The sequence below is a fragment of the Streptomyces corallincola genome (genome assembly GCF_019104725.1).
GTDB classification, from domain to species: Bacteria; Actinomycetota; Actinomycetes; order Streptomycetales; family Streptomycetaceae; genus Streptomyces; species Streptomyces corallincola.
The window spans coordinates 53,646-67,510 of record NZ_JAHRXF010000001.1 but is presented as its reverse complement, the minus strand read 5'-3'; the positions used below and the strand labels follow the sequence as shown (position 1 = coordinate 67,510).

The window sequence follows — 13,865 nt, the reverse complement described above, 5'->3', positions numbered from 1 at the left end:
GACCAACGATGTTTCTGGGTGTGGACGGCGGAGGTACGAAAACGGCCTTCTGCCTGGTGGACAGTACCGGCACGGTCCGGGGCCGGGCACTGGGCGAGGGCGCGTACTACTTCGCGGAGAACGCCGACGGCGGCGTCGATCACGTCGTACGGCTCCTGGCGGACGGCGTCCGGGCCGTGACCGGGGCCGCGGGCGTCACGCTCGCGGACATCGACCACGCGTTCCTGGGCCTGCCCGGATACGGGGAGGTGCCCGGTGACATCGCCGCTCTGGACGCGGCCCCCGGCCGGGTGCTGGGACACCGGCGGTATGCCTGCGACAACGACATGATCTGCGGCTGGGCCGGTTCGCTGGGCGCCGTGGACGGCATCAACGTCATCAGCGGCACCGGTTCGATGACGTACGGCGAGCGCGCCGGGCTCGGTGTCCGCACTGGCGGCTGGGGCGAGCTGTTCGGTGACGAGGGCTCCGCGTACTGGATCGCCGCCCGCGCGCTGAACGTGTTCTCCCGGATGAGCGACGGCCGCACGCCCGAGGGGCCGTTCGCGGCACTGCTGCGCGAACGGCTCGGGCTCACCTCCGACCTGGAGGTGATCGACGTCGTGCTCAATCGCTGGCAGGGACACCGCAGCGAGATCGCCGCGCTGACCCCGCTCGTCGTCGAGGCGGCCGAGGCGGGCGACACGGCCTGTGCGGCGGTCCTCACGGAGGCCGGTGGCGAGCTGGCGGAGCTGGTGCACAGCACCCGGCACCGCCTCGGTTTCTCCCCCGGTGAGCGGGTGCCCGTCTCCTACTCCGGCGGTGTCTTCCGATCGGCGCGCGTGCTCGACGCGTTCACGAGCGCGCTGACCGGCGGTGCGGCGGAGTACGAGCTGCGCCTGCCCCAGTTCGAACCGGTGGTCGGCGCCGCGCTCTACGCGGCCAGGCTCGCCGGTACCCCCCTCAGCACCGAGGCCCTGGCCGCGCTGCGTTCCAGCACGGCTCTCACCACCACGGAGGACAGCGATGAAGCGTGACAGGAGTACCTGGATCCTCTGGGCGGGCCTGCTGGTGCTGTTCTGGGGAGTCTGGGGAGCGTTCTCCAGCCAGCCGACCGAGCGGTACCACTACCCGGACGAGATGATCTACGTCATCTGGGCGTTCACCATGCTCGTCCCGGCCGCTGTCGCGCTGCGCAAGGACCGGTTCGACCGGCGCCCGATCGCCGCGGGATACGGGCTGGCGGCCGGACTCACCGGCGCGGGCGGCCAACTGCTGCTGTTCCAGGCGCTGTCCGGCGGCCCGGCGTACCTGATCTTCCCCGTGGTCTCCCTCTCCCCGGTGATCACCGTGCTGATGGCGGTGGCCCTGCTCCGGGAGCGGATCGGGAAACTGGCGGTCATCGGGGTGATCGCCGCTCTGATCTCCATCGTGCTGCTCAGCATCCCCGCCGGCACCGACGGCTCCGCGAGCACCGGTACCTGGCTTCTGCTGGCCGTGCTGGTCTGCGTGGCCTGGGGAGCGCAGGCGTTCTTCATGCGCAAGGCCGCGCTGGCGGGCGTCAACGACGGCACGACGTTCGGCTGGATGACGATCAGCGGGCTGCTCCTCGTCCCTGTCGCCATCTTCATGATGGGCGGCCTGCCGAGCGCCCCCTGGCAGGCTCCGGCGCTCACCGCCGCCACGCAGATCCTCAACGCCGTGGGAGCGCTGTTCCTGGTGATGGCGCTCAGCCGCGGCAAGGCCAGTGTGGTCGCGCCGGTCACCAACGCGCTGGCGCCGGTCCTCACGATCGTGCTGTCCCTCGCCGTATACCGGACGCTGCCGACGATATGGGCGACCATCGGCATCGTGCTCGCCCTGGGCGGTTCGACGCTGATGGTCTACGCGGACGAGAAGCGCGAGGACGCTCCCGAGACTCCGGAGCCGTCACCCGTCGGTTCGTGAACCGCGCTTCCCGGTGACCGGGGCCGCCGCAGGTCCCGCCCTCGCCCCCGGTCCGGTTGCCCGGCGCGGCCATCCGGACCCGGGTGCCGGGGCACGCCGGGACCAGACTCCCCCCACCCGCACAGAAGTCGGGCCTCCCCCGTACGAGGAGTACGCATGTCCTTGGTCCCCACCGGTGACCTTGTCGGCCGGGCCGCCGCCGAGCGCGGCTGTGTCGCGGCGTTCAACGTCATCACCCTGGAGCACGCCGAGGGCATCGTGACGGGCGCCGAGGCGGCCGGGCGGCCGGTGATTCTGCAGATCAGCGAGAACGCCGTGCGCTACCACGGCGGGCGGCTCGCACCGCTCGCCCTCGCGGCGTCCTCGATGGCCGGGTCGGCGGCGGTCGAGGTGGCCCTGCACCTCGACCACGTCACCGACACCGGGCTGCTGCACCAGGCGGCCGACGCCGGGTTCTCCTCGGTGATGTTCGACGCCGGTGCGCTGTCGCACGCCGACAACCTCGCGGCCACCGCCTCGGCGGCGCGCTGGGCGCACGGGGCGGGACTCTGGATCGAGGCGGAACTCGGCTACGTCGGAGGCAAGCCGGACTCCCCCGCGAGTGCGCACGCCGACGGAGTGCGCACCGATCCGGCGGAAGCCTCGGCCTATGTGGCGGACACCGGGGTGGACGCGCTCGCGGTCGCGGTGGGCAGCAGTCACGCCATGACGGAACGGTCGGCGTCCCTGGACCACGCGCTGATCGCGCGACTCCGGGAGGCCGTCCCGGTGCCGTTGGTGCTGCACGGCTCGTCCGGCGTGCCCGACACGGACCTCCGTGCGGCCGTGCTCGCGGGCATGGCCAAGATCAACATAGGGACGGCGCTGAATGTGGCGCTGACGCGTACCGTCCGTGAGGTGCTGGACGGGAAGCCCGCGCTGACGGATCCGCGCAAGTATCTCGGCCCGGCCCGCGAGGCCGTGGCGGTCACCGTGCGGGAGATGCTCGCGGTGCTGGCTCCCTGAACCCCGGGCCCGGCATCCGGTCCGCGTGGCCGGACCTCTGCGCCTCGTGACCGGCGGGGCACTCCACGCGATTGCGGGGGCTCGGGACAGGGCGAGAGAATTACGCCGAACGGATGTACGTTGATCCGTGTTGGCCGCGTGGCCGCCGCAGGGAGCCGTATGGGGCATCGGGCTCGCGGCAGGGGTAACCGAAGGGGTCTTTCATGGCATCGAAGCACGCGTCGTCCCGTGTGTTCAGGGGGAAGCGGGCACTTCTCTGGCCCGTCCCGGTGCTGGCGCTCTCGCTCGCCGGTGCGGGCCTGCACGGCGCATACACCTCGCACGCCGAACCCGCCATGTTCGCGTCCGGCGCCCCGGCGTCGGGAGCGGCGGCCAGGAGCGCGGCGACGGCCTGCGTGGACAAGGTCTACGGCTCGATGTCGAGCGCGCAGCGGGTCGGGCAGCTATTCATGGGTGGCGTGAACGCGTCCAAGCCGGACCAGAAGCGCATAGATGTTCTGCGTCAGTACCACGTCGGCTCGGTGTTCCTGGCCGGGCGCAGCTCGGCAGGTACGAAGGCGACCAAGAGCCTGGTGGACGGCCTCCAGGCGAAGGCCGACACCGTGTCGAAGCACCGCGTGGGCCTGCTGGTCTCCACCGACCAGGAGGGCGGCCAGGTCCAGGTGCTCTCCGGGCCCGGTTTCTCGACCATGCCGAGCGCGGTGACGCAGGGCACCTGGTCGGCCTCGAAGCTGCGTGACGAGGCCACCGCGTGGGCCAAGCAGCTCAAGTCCGCCGGTGTGAATCTCAACCTCGCACCGGTCGCCGATGTCGTCCCGGCGAGCCTGGGCCGCAACAACGCGCCGATCGGGCGCTACGACCGGGAGTACGGACACACGGCCGCCGCCGTGACCCCGCACAGTGACGCCTTCGCCGCCGGGTTCGCGCAGGCGGGCGTCCTCGCCACGCTGAAGCACTTCCCCGGATTGGGCAACGTGCGCGGCAACACCGACACGACCGCCAACGTGGTGGATTCGGTGACGACGACGAAGAGTTCGAGCCTGACCCCGTTCAGTTCCGGGATCAAGGCGGGGGCGCCCTTCGTGATGATCTCCCTGGCCACCTACAGCAAGATCGACTCCAAGCACCAGGCCGTCTTCTCCTCCACGGTCATCCAGCAACTGCTCCGCAAGGACCTGGGCTTCAAGGGCGTGGTGATCTCCGACGACCTGGGCAACGCCGTAGCCGTCAAGTCCATAGCCCCCGGCACCCGTGCCGTCAACTTCATCGCCGCGGGCGGAGACCTCGCCCTCACCGTCGAGCCGAACCTCATCCCCGCCATGACCAAGGCCGTCCAGACCCGCATGACTCAGAGCGCCACCTTCCGCAGCCAGGTGGACCAGAGCGTCCACCGCGTCCTGGCGGCGAAGCAGCGCGAGGGGTTGCTCACCTGCAGCTGAGCGAGAGGGACCGGGACCGAAGCGCGAGCGACTCCCGGTCGTGGGTGATCACTGGATTTCCGGTGTACGGGTGCGGCAGGCCGAGGAATCTGTACAGCCGTCAGCCACCTCCGCTGCGTTGGGCCGAGAATCGGGCTCGTCAACGCGTTGGTGGCTGGGTGGCGCGTCTCCTCGACGCACCCGCTGGAGACACTCGTGCCCCACCGCTCCCTGCTGCGTACCGCAGGCATCGGTTTCTTCCCCCTGGGATTCCTCGCCCGCCTGCCGTACGCGGCCTCGGCCCTGTCCAGTCTCCTTCTCCTCCAGGCATCGACACACAGTTACGGCTTCGCCGGTCTCGCCTGCGCGGCCCAGAGCATTGCCATCGCCGTCGGCGGCCCATTGGTCGGTGCCCTCGCCGACCGCCACGGTCACCGGACGACCGGAATCGTGGCTGGGGGTGCCAACATCGCGGCCTGGGCGCTGCTGCTGATCACCAGTCACGGCAGCCGGGGGAGCATGCTCGCCGCAGCGGTGCTCGTCGGGCTAACCCAGCCGCAGGTCGGCCCACTCGTACGAGTGCACTGGTCGCGTTTGCTGTCCCACGGCCAGGACAACCAGTTGCCCGCGGCCCTGTCCTACGAGGCGTCCGTGGACGAACTGAGTTTCGTCGTCGGCCCCGCACTTGTCGGGCTGCTCGCCTCGCTCAGCCCGCTCGCACCCGCCACCATCTAAGCCAACGAGATCGGTGGCCTCTGCGCGGGCGGGCCCCTCGGCGCTGCTGCGGGGCAGGCCGTGTCGGGCAGCCTGGCCGAGAGGCACGGCCTGGAGGGCGCTCTCCTGGTCGCCCTCGCCGTTGCCGCAGGGGCGCTCCTCCTCGCGCTCTCGGCCTTCCTGATCGACCGGCGCCGCGATGTCTGGATCATCGACACGGTGCGGGTGCAGGTGAGAAGCGGCGGGTGACGGCCTTCGCCCGGCAGGTCATCAGTGCACCTGGCCTGCCGGGCGGACGCACGGTAGCTGGATCAACCATGTGCGCACGCGGCCCAGCGGTCAGGACACTGGAACCGCCCGCCCGCGCACGCACGCATCGCTCACGGCACCGTTCGCCCCCGGTGTCCGGCGCCGCATGCCGTGGTCAGCGGTGGGGGCGGTGGCCGGGTTCCTGGTGGGGGAAGGACTGGTCGGCGCCGGGGAGGATGGGCTTGGGGAGGGTGGCCACCTCTTGCTTGGCCTTTTCGAGCTGTTGCGCGGTGTCGTGGGGCAGGCGCGGCGGGTGGGGGCGGGCGTGGGGGAAGCGGAAGGCGCTGGTGAGGTCGCCGAAGGTGTCGCGGCGCCAGTCGGTGACGTTGGGCGCCTCGACGCCGGTGAAGCGCTCCAGGAACTGGAGGGCGGAGGTGTGGTCGAAGGCCTCGGTGGCGACCCAGCCCCCGACGGTCCACGGGGAGACGATGATCGCGGGTACCCGGAACCCGCCACCGATGGGGAGGCCGCCGATGAACTCACCGGGGGTGCCCGCGGGCGGGGTCGGCGGGGCGACGTGGTCGAAGAGGCCGTCATTCTCGTCGTAGTTGAGGATGAAGGCCGTCTTCTGCCAGACCTTCGGGTTGGACGCGATGGCCTCGATCTTCGACGCCACGAAGTCCGCACCGGCGGCGGGGAGGTAGTCGGGGTGCTCCGACTGGAAGCTGGTCGGCATGATCCAGCTGACCGCGGGGAGGCGGTCGTTGCGCGCGTCGTCCTCAAAGGTGCCCTCGGGCTGGGGGCGCACTCCGCGCTCGTAGAGGTCGGAGCCGGGGGCGGCGTCCTTGAACGCGGCGAACTGCTCCAGCATGTTGCAGCCGTAGTCGTCGTCCTGCTGGTAGACCTTCCAGCTGACGCCCGCGTCCTGGAGGCGCTCGGCGTACGTGGTCCAGCGGTACGGACTCGGCGCCTTGTTGCTGATGACCGGGCCGCCGAGGGTGCCGCCCGGATCGATGGAACCGGTCATCCACATCAGGCGGTTGGGCCAGGTGGGCCCAAAGACCGAGCAGAAGTAGTTGTCGCAGATGGTGAAGGTCTCCGCGAGGGCGAACTGGAACGGGATGTCATCGCGCGTGTAATAGCCCATGACGTATGGGCCGTTCACGCCGTCCGCCTTGCGGTGGGCCGGCAGCCACTGGTCCATCTTGCCGCCGTTCCACGCCTCGTGCTGGACGGACCAGGCGTGGCTGGTGGACGGGATCGCCTGCGCGCTGGACGTGTGGGTGTCCAGGTGGAAGGGGAGCAGATAGCCCTTGGGGTTGGCGGAGTCCGGCTGGTAGAAGACGTTGCGCCCGTTGTCGAGTTTCAGCGCGCGCGGATCGGCGAAGCCGCGTACTCCGGAGAGGGTGCCGAAGTAGTGGTCGAAGGAGCGGTTTTCCTGCATCAGCAGGACCACGTGCTCGATGTCCCGCAGCGAGCGGTGTCTCGGCGGTTCGGCGGCCACGGCCTTCTGCACACTGGGCGGGAGGAGGGAGAGCGCCGCCGCGCCTCCCAGCGCCCCGGCCGCCGAACCCAGAAGCCTGCGACGAGTCAACTCGGCCATTGATTCCCCTTCTTGAGCGTGCTCGCGTAGTGGACCGCGAGCCACTCTCCAGCGGGGCGGCGGACGCCATCAGGGGGTGGACGATGAACTCGCGCACAACGCACGGCATGCACTTGGCCAAGCCATGACACATGCACCCCGCACGTAACCCTGTCGCCCCCTCCCCTTCACCCGAGCCCTTGTCCAGGCGCCTTGGCACCAGGCGGACGACGAACGCCGCGCCAATTGCCCCTCCCCCACAGCTCGCGCGAACCAAACCCCCGCCATCTGGGAAAATGGAGCGTTCCCGCAGCGTCGCGCAGCGTGGCGTTCACCACCCGACAGGAGCCCGTACGGTGCCCGACCCGGCCGTCCCACCCTCCCCGCACCACGAGTCCGCAGGTCCAGGGGGCTCCCCCGGCGCCCACCCCAGCCCCACCCGCTCCGACCTGCGCGCCGACTGCGCGGACTGCTTCGGCCTGTGCTGCGCGGCCCTCCCCTTCGCCCGGTCCGCCGACTTCGCCGCGGACAAGGCCGCCGGAACACCCTGTGCGAACCTGCGGACCGACTTCCGCTGCGGTATCCACGCCGACCTGCGTGAGAAGGGCTACCGGGGCTGCACCACGTTCGACTGCTTCGGCGCCGGACAGAAGGTCTCGCGGCTGACCTTCGGCGGCACCGACTGGCGTACGGAGCCCGGTACGGCGCGCGTCATGTTCGAGGTCTTCCCGGTGATGCGCCAGCTGCACGAACTGCTCTGGTACGTCACCGAGGCGCTCGAACTCGCCCCCGCGCGCCCCGTGCATAAGGAACTTCGGCGCGCGCTGGACCGTATCGACAAGCTGACACGCACCGACGCCGAGGCACTGACGGCACTGGACGTGAACGCGCTGCGCGGTGAGGTCAACGAACTGCTGCTCCGGGCCTCCGACCTCGCGCGGGCCCTCTTCCCCGGCCGCAGGAAGAACCACCGTGGAGCGGACCTCGTCGGCGCGCGGCTCTCCGGCGCCGATCTGCGCGGGGCGAGCCTGCGCGGCGCCCTGCTCATCGCGGCTGACCTCGGCGGGGCGGACCTGCGCGGCGCGGACATGATCGGGGCGGATCTGCGGGACACCGACCTGCGCGGCGCCGACCTCACCGACGCCCTGTTCGTCACCCAGTCGCAGGTGAACGCGGCCAGAGGCGACGCGGCGACCAGACTCCCGGCCTCGGTGGAGCGCCCCGCCCACTGGTAGCCCTCGCGGTTCCGTGTGCCGTGTGCCGTGTGCCGTGGACAGGCCCTGGCGGGAACCTGACAGTCGCACACAAGCCTCGACGCGAACCATCGAGCCTGTGGATGGGGTGATGGGGTGACGGAGCCACGAGCAACCGCACGCGAACTCACCCCCGTCCGGTCCGCGCCACCCCGTTCGCGCCATCCCGTCCAGGCTGCGCGGTCCGCACTGCGCACCGCGCACCGCACCGCGCCACACGGCCCCGCACCGCACACCGCCGTTCAGTCCGTCATGTACCGCGCCAGAAAGTCCAGTTCCGGCTGCGAGATACGGCGCGGGCGGCCCGTCTCCAGGTCGTACGCGGCCATCGTGATGAGGGCTTCGGCGTAGACCCGGTCGGTGTCGCGGATCTCGTAGCCGAGTTCGAGCCGGGCGCCCCGGCAGCGGACCACCCGGACGTCCACGTCCACGGATTCCTCGCGGTAGAGGAGGGGCGCGCGGTAGTCCACCACGGAGCGGCCGACGACGAACGCGCGCCGTCGGCGCTCGGCCTCATCGGTGGGCAGCATCGCGTGGAACATCCGGGTCCGTGCCTCCTCCATGTACCTCAGGAAGACGGCGTTGTTGACGTGCCCGTACGCGTCGGCGTCGGCCCAGCGCAGCGGAAGACGCTAGGTGTACGTGTTCATCGGGGCTCGGGCCTCTCTGCGGTTCGGGGGGGGGTGCGGCGCTCTGGGCGGTCAGTATGGCCGCTCTTGATCACGAACGGGGTCCGGCCCGGCTCACCGGCCACTCACCCGGCACATGCGACCCACCCACACATTTCAGCCATTCGCCGGGCGCCCGGCCGCCTTGTGGGACAAGGACGGTTCCCTGCCGAGGGGGCCCGGCACCGTGAGGCGCCGCCAGCCCAACGCGGCCGAAAAACATGTGTTCGATAGGGAAACTCCCTCGTTGTACCTCGTGACGGCAGCACAACGCGACGGGGGGAAACAGCGTTGGTCACGAAAAAACCGGTCGGCGGTCCACCGGAACCGAACGACGACGGGATCGAGCGGCAGGACGGGCTCCAACTGCGGGACGGACGTCCAGAGCCGGGAACGGACGCGGCCGACCCCGACGACTCCGGCGGCCCCGACGACTCCGGCGAGTCCGGCGACTCCGGCGGCCCCATCTCGGACGCGGAACGCGAGCTGTACGGCGGACGGCTGCGGTACGACCAGATGTACCTGCGGCATGAACGCCCGCTGAGCAGGATGTCCTTCGGGCGCATGGCCGCCGCGCTGCCCCGCATGGTGGCGATGGTGTTCCGCACCGGACGCGCGGCCGACCCACGGGCGCTGACCGGTGTGGTGGTCGCCCAGCTGGGGCAGGGCGCGGCGGCGGCCTGGGGACTCTTCGCGGTGAACAACGTGCTGACCGAGTTGTTCGCGGAGGGGCCCACGGCGCACAAGCTGCGGGAGAGCCTGCCCTCACTGGCCGTGCTCGGTGCCGCGTCGGTGATCACCGCCCTGCTGTGGGCGTGGTCCACGGCGATGTCGGGTCGGCTGCAGCCGCAGGTGGAACGGGCGGTGTCGGCGCGGTACTACACGGCGGTCACGCGGGTCGAGGTGGCCGCGACCGAGCAGCCCGAGGTACAACGCGTCCTGGAGGCAGGGAAGTTCGGCACGGACTCGGCCCGGCGCATGCTCCAGTTGTCGGTGGGCGTGGGAAACGTGCTCATCGGAATGGTCGCGGCGGCCGTCGTACTGGTGTCGCTGCACTGGGTGTTGCTGCCCATGCTGCTGGCCATCGCGCTGCCCAAGGGCTGGGGCGCGGTCCGCTCCGCACGCCGCGAATACGCCTCGCGCCAGACCTGGCTAGATCACCGCCGCGCCATCGCCTCCCTGCTGTCGAGTCTGACCCGGCCGCACGCGGCGGGTGAGATCCGCGTCCACGCGGCCGGTGCGAGGCTGCTGTCCGGCTACGAGGAGATGTCCCGCCAGTCGGAGGCCGAGCAGCGGCGGCTGGCCCGCGCCCAGGCCACCACCGACCTCGTCGCGGGGACGTTCGCCGGGCTCGCCTCGCTCGGCTGCTACGCGATGCTGTGGTGGCTGCTGGCCAGCGGCTCCCTGCCGCTGGCCGTGGGCGGTACGGCGGTCATCGCCATCCGTACCTCGACCGCCCGCCTGACCTCGCTGGTGCAGCAGGTGAACCAGCTCTACGAGCAGTTGCTCCTACTCACCGACACCGAGACGGCGATCAGGGTGGCCGGTGAGAACGCCATCCCGTCCACCGGTACGGCGCTGCCCGCCGCCGTGGACCGGGTCCGCGTGGAGGAGCTGTCGTTCACGTATCCCGGTGCCCGCTCCCCCGCGCTGAGCGGGGTGAGCGTGACGGTGAGACGTGGCGAGGTGACGGCACTCGTGGGCGCCAACGGCTCGGGCAAGACGACGCTCACCAAGGTGCTGGCCGGACTGCTGCTGCCCAGCGAGGGGTGCGTGTGGTGGGAGGACGGCACGGGTCGGCGGACCGAACTGCGTGACGCTGCCCGGCAGGACGTGTTCGCGCAGGTGGGCGTGTTGGCACAGGACTTCCCGCACTGGGAGATGACGGCCGCCGCGAACGTGTCCATCGGCGTCGGCGACCGGACGCGGGACATGCCACGGGTCGAGGACGCGGCTCGCGCGGCCGATGTGCTGTCCCTGGTCGAGGGGCTCCCGCACGGCTGGGACTCGATCGTGTTCAAGGGCTACGAGCGGGGTGTGCAGCTCTCCGGCGGCCAGTGGCAGAAGCTGGGCACGGCCCGGAGCCTGTACCGCGACGCGCCGTTCCTCCTGGTGGACGAGCCGACGTCGGCCCTCGACCCGCACGCGGAGATCGCCGCGTTCGAGGGGCTCTGGTCGCTGGCCGGAAAGGGCCATGCGGTGGTCCTCGTCACCCACCGGCTGGCGGCCACCGCGAACGCGGACCGGATCTACGTCCTCGACGGTGGCCGCCTGGTCGAAGAGGGCACGCACACCGAGCTGATGGCCGACGCGGACGGCTTGTACCGGGGCATGTTCCTCGCCCAGGCGGCCCAGTTCGGAGTCACCGAGCCGCCGGGCACGGGGCTGGTACCTCGGGCCCGGCGTCCGGCCGTACCGGAGGAGACGGCGTGAACGGTACGACGGCTCGCACCCATGCGGGGACTGCCCGGCGCCGCCCGACAACCGTGTCCGCCCGCCCCGCGACCCCAACCCCCGCAGACCTTCGATGCCCGGCAGACCTCCCATGCCCCGCAGACCTCACGTCTCCGCAGATCCCATGCCCCGCCGACTCCCCGTCCCGCCGACCGAGGTGACGTCATGCCGCCCCACCACTCCGACATCCGCAGCGCCACCGAGGCGTATCTGACCCGCCACCCGGAGGAACGGGACACGCTCGCCGGTCTGCTCGCCACGCTCGACGGTGTGACCGATCCGTGCGATCCGAGGACGCTGCCCGGTCACATCAGCTGCTCGGCGGTCGTCGTGGACCGCGACCGCCGCGTGCTGCACCTCGCGCCCGAGGCGGGCGGGACGTTCCGTACACCGGGCGGTCACGCGCGCGCGGAGGACCGCACCCTGTTGGGCGCGGCGCTGCGGGAACTGCGCGAGCGGACGGGTGTCACGGCGAGCGAACTGTGTCTTACCCCGCGGCTTCTCGACACGCCCCTCAATATCGAGGTGTACGACGTTCCCGCCGACCCGGCCGCCGGAGAACCCGCTCACCGGCACTACGACTTCCACTTCGCCTTCCATCTCGCCCACGACCACCACCCGGCGCTGAAGCTGCCGGACCGGGCGGGTGGCGCCGAGTGGCAGCCGACCGCATGGGTCGCCGCGCCCCTGCGCGACGAACTCCTGGGCTCGGGCATCGACGGCCGGACCGAGCCCGGGGAAGCGTCCGCCCTGATCCACGACGGAACCGGGCGCTACCTGCTCCATCTGCGGGACGACGTCGAGGGCATCCGGCAGCCGGGGGCGTTCGCGCTGCTCGGCTGCGGCCGGGAACCGGGTGACGCCTCGCTGGAGGCCACGGTCCTGCGTGAACTGGCCGAGGAGGCTCCCGGTCTGGAGCCCGCCGGACTGGTGCCGTACGGCGTGCGGATGGAACCGGGTGCGCACGGGCTCATGGTGCCGATCCAGGTCTACGAGGGCCGCTGGCACGGTGACCCGGACTCCGTCGAACTGCGGAAGGGCGTGCTGCTGCGGTGGTTCGCGCCCGACACACTGGACCGGCTGCGCATGAGCCCCGACCTGCGCGACCTGATCCGCCGTCACGCGCTCGACCGCCGGGCGCCGGGGCGGTCGGCCAGCCCGAGCGGTGGACGGGTGACCGGCACGAGCGAGGAAGGGGCGTCCGCCGCTGGCGGCGGACGGGTCTGGCTTCCGCCCGAGCAGTATGCCGAGACCGTTCTCAAGGCGACCGCCTTCGCCTGCGTCTACTTCACGGACGAGGAGGATCGGCCGCTCCAGCTTCGCTCGACGTACTCGCCCTCGCATCCTTGGCAGTTGGTGGGCGGCACGATGGACCCCGGTGAGCGGCCGTGGGAGACGGCGGTGCGGGAGTGTGTGGAGGAGACCGGGATCACGGTGTCCGGGCCGCCGCGTCTGCTGGCCACGGTGTTCGGGCTGCCGGGCGCCGCGTGGCCGTACAGCACGGTGGGCCTGGTGTTCGACGGCGGGCGGCTGTCGGCCGAGCGGATCAGGGGCATCGTTCTCGATCCGCACGAGCACGACGGGGTGCGTGTACTGCCGCTCAAGGAGTGGGAGGCGCTGATGCCGCCCCGCGACTTCGCCCGGCTCGGTGCTGTGGCGGAGGCCCGCCGGACCGGGGTGGCCGCGTACTTCGACGTGTGGGACTGGGAGGACTAGCGGCCGGGCGCCCGGCGCTCGTCACACCCGCCGCTCGTCACACCGGGCGGGCCCACTCCTCTCCGGACTTCGTGAGGCGGAAGGAGGCGACGGTGACACCGGCGAGGAGGAGCGTGGCGAGGAGCAGGGGCAGCGACGGGATGCCGTTGAGGATGGAGAACGCACCGGCCAGGCCGCCGATGAACAGTGCGGCGGTCGCCAGCAGGCGGCGCGGCAGCCGGGGGTCGTGACCACCTGCCGCCCTGCTGTCCGAGACGATGCCGGTGATGGTGAGGGTGAGGACGGTGGTCGTCAGGTCGGGTACGGCCACGGTCCGGGCGGTGGCGTTCTGCCCGCCGAGCGCGATGCCGAGCACCGCGATCAGGGCGTACTTGGCGGCGTCCTGGTGTGCCGGGTCGGTGTTCGCGGCGACCAGATAGGCGGCGAACACCAGGATCGTCTCCAGGAAGAGCGCACGGCGCAGAATCACACCCCGCTGGGCCCCGGAGCGGTGCGCGATGACTCCCCCGACGAACGCGCCCGTCACGAACGCGGCGAGGGCGGCGAGCGATGCGCCGGGGGTGAATCCGGGGGCACCGGCGAGCGCGAAGCTGGAGAAGACCACGTTGCCCGTCATGTTGGCGACGAAGACATGGCCGAGGACGAGGAAACTGAAGGAGTCCACCAGCCCGGTCGATACGGTCATGGCCAGCATCATCGGGGGCAACGGAGTGTGCCAGTCGCGCAGTTCGAAGACCACCGTCCCCATGCCTCCCAGATTTGACACGTCCGATTGGTACGCCATCGTATTCCAGAATCAGATGGAACGGGTGGTATGTCCTCTTGTACGGCTGGTTCTCGCCCATGCGACAGGCGCCCGCCTCCGGTGTACTGCCGGAGA

12 protein-coding genes are annotated in these 13,865 nt (G+C 71.1%); 9 read left to right on the top strand and 3 right to left on the bottom strand.

The window, feature by feature from the left end; genetic code table 11:
- Positions 1–8 precede the first annotated feature (8 nt).
- From KUM39_RS00305 to KUM39_RS00280, 6 genes are all read left to right on the top strand, one after another.
- Positions 9–1,016, top strand: a complete 1,008-nt coding sequence (locus KUM39_RS00305; RefSeq protein WP_217783243.1) for an N-acetylglucosamine kinase — start codon at positions 9–11, stop codon at positions 1,014–1,016.
- Positions 1,006–1,926, top strand: coding sequence for a DMT family transporter (locus KUM39_RS00300; RefSeq protein WP_217783242.1), 921 nt, complete (start codon positions 1,006–1,008; stop codon positions 1,924–1,926). The genes KUM39_RS00305 and KUM39_RS00300 overlap by 11 nt, the downstream gene beginning before the upstream one ends.
- A gap of 156 nt (positions 1,927–2,082) precedes the next feature.
- The gene (locus tag KUM39_RS00295; RefSeq protein ID WP_217783241.1) at positions 2,083–2,931 is read left to right on the top strand and encodes a class II fructose-bisphosphate aldolase; all 849 of its coding nucleotides are present in this window, start codon (positions 2,083–2,085) and stop codon (positions 2,929–2,931) included.
- A 203-nt stretch (positions 2,932–3,134) separates the two neighbouring features.
- The gene (locus KUM39_RS00290; protein WP_217783240.1) at positions 3,135–4,370 is read left to right on the top strand and encodes a glycoside hydrolase family 3 N-terminal domain-containing protein; all 1,236 of its coding nucleotides are present in this window, start codon (positions 3,135–3,137) and stop codon (positions 4,368–4,370) included.
- Between the two features lie 195 nt (positions 4,371–4,565).
- Complete coding sequence (locus KUM39_RS00285; RefSeq protein WP_217783239.1) at positions 4,566–5,084, top strand: MFS transporter; 519 nt, start codon at positions 4,566–4,568, stop codon at positions 5,082–5,084.
- A gap of 60 nt (positions 5,085–5,144) precedes the next feature.
- Positions 5,145–5,312: a hypothetical protein gene (locus KUM39_RS00280; protein ID WP_217783238.1), complete on the top strand. Its 168-nt coding sequence runs from the start codon at positions 5,145–5,147 to the stop codon at positions 5,310–5,312.
- A 175-nt stretch (positions 5,313–5,487) separates the two neighbouring features.
- On the opposite strand, the gene KUM39_RS00275 is transcribed toward KUM39_RS00280, so the two are convergent.
- The gene (locus tag KUM39_RS00275) at positions 5,488–6,915 is read right to left on the bottom strand and encodes an alkaline phosphatase family protein (protein ID WP_217783237.1); all 1,428 of its coding nucleotides are present in this window, start codon (positions 6,913–6,915) and stop codon (positions 5,488–5,490) included.
- A gap of 428 nt (positions 6,916–7,343) precedes the next feature.
- On the opposite strand from KUM39_RS00275, the gene KUM39_RS00270 reads away from it, so the two are divergent.
- A complete protein-coding gene (locus KUM39_RS00270) occupies positions 7,344–8,129 on the top strand; it encodes a pentapeptide repeat-containing protein (RefSeq protein ID WP_246619384.1) in 786 nt (261 codons plus the stop codon).
- 260 nt (positions 8,130–8,389) lie between these two features.
- Here KUM39_RS00270 and KUM39_RS00265 read toward each other — a convergent pair whose 3' ends face one another.
- Complete coding sequence (locus KUM39_RS00265; protein WP_217783473.1) at positions 8,390–8,770, bottom strand: acyl-CoA thioesterase; 381 nt, start codon at positions 8,768–8,770, stop codon at positions 8,390–8,392.
- A 561-nt stretch (positions 8,771–9,331) separates the two neighbouring features.
- Here KUM39_RS00265 and KUM39_RS00260 point away from each other — a divergent pair.
- Positions 9,332–11,248: an ABC transporter ATP-binding protein gene (locus KUM39_RS00260; RefSeq protein ID WP_217783472.1), complete on the top strand. Its 1,917-nt coding sequence runs from the start codon at positions 9,332–9,334 to the stop codon at positions 11,246–11,248.
- A gap of 186 nt (positions 11,249–11,434) precedes the next feature.
- A complete protein-coding gene (locus KUM39_RS28010) occupies positions 11,435–12,985 on the top strand; it encodes an NUDIX domain-containing protein (protein ID WP_246619356.1) in 1,551 nt (516 codons plus the stop codon).
- Positions 12,986–13,022: 37 nt separating this feature from the next.
- On the opposite strand, the gene KUM39_RS00250 is transcribed toward KUM39_RS28010, so the two are convergent.
- Positions 13,023–13,751 (bottom strand): YoaK family protein, encoded by a 729-nt coding sequence (locus KUM39_RS00250; RefSeq protein ID WP_308288009.1) that lies wholly within the window; start codon positions 13,749–13,751, stop codon positions 13,023–13,025.
- Positions 13,752–13,865 lie beyond the last annotated feature (114 nt).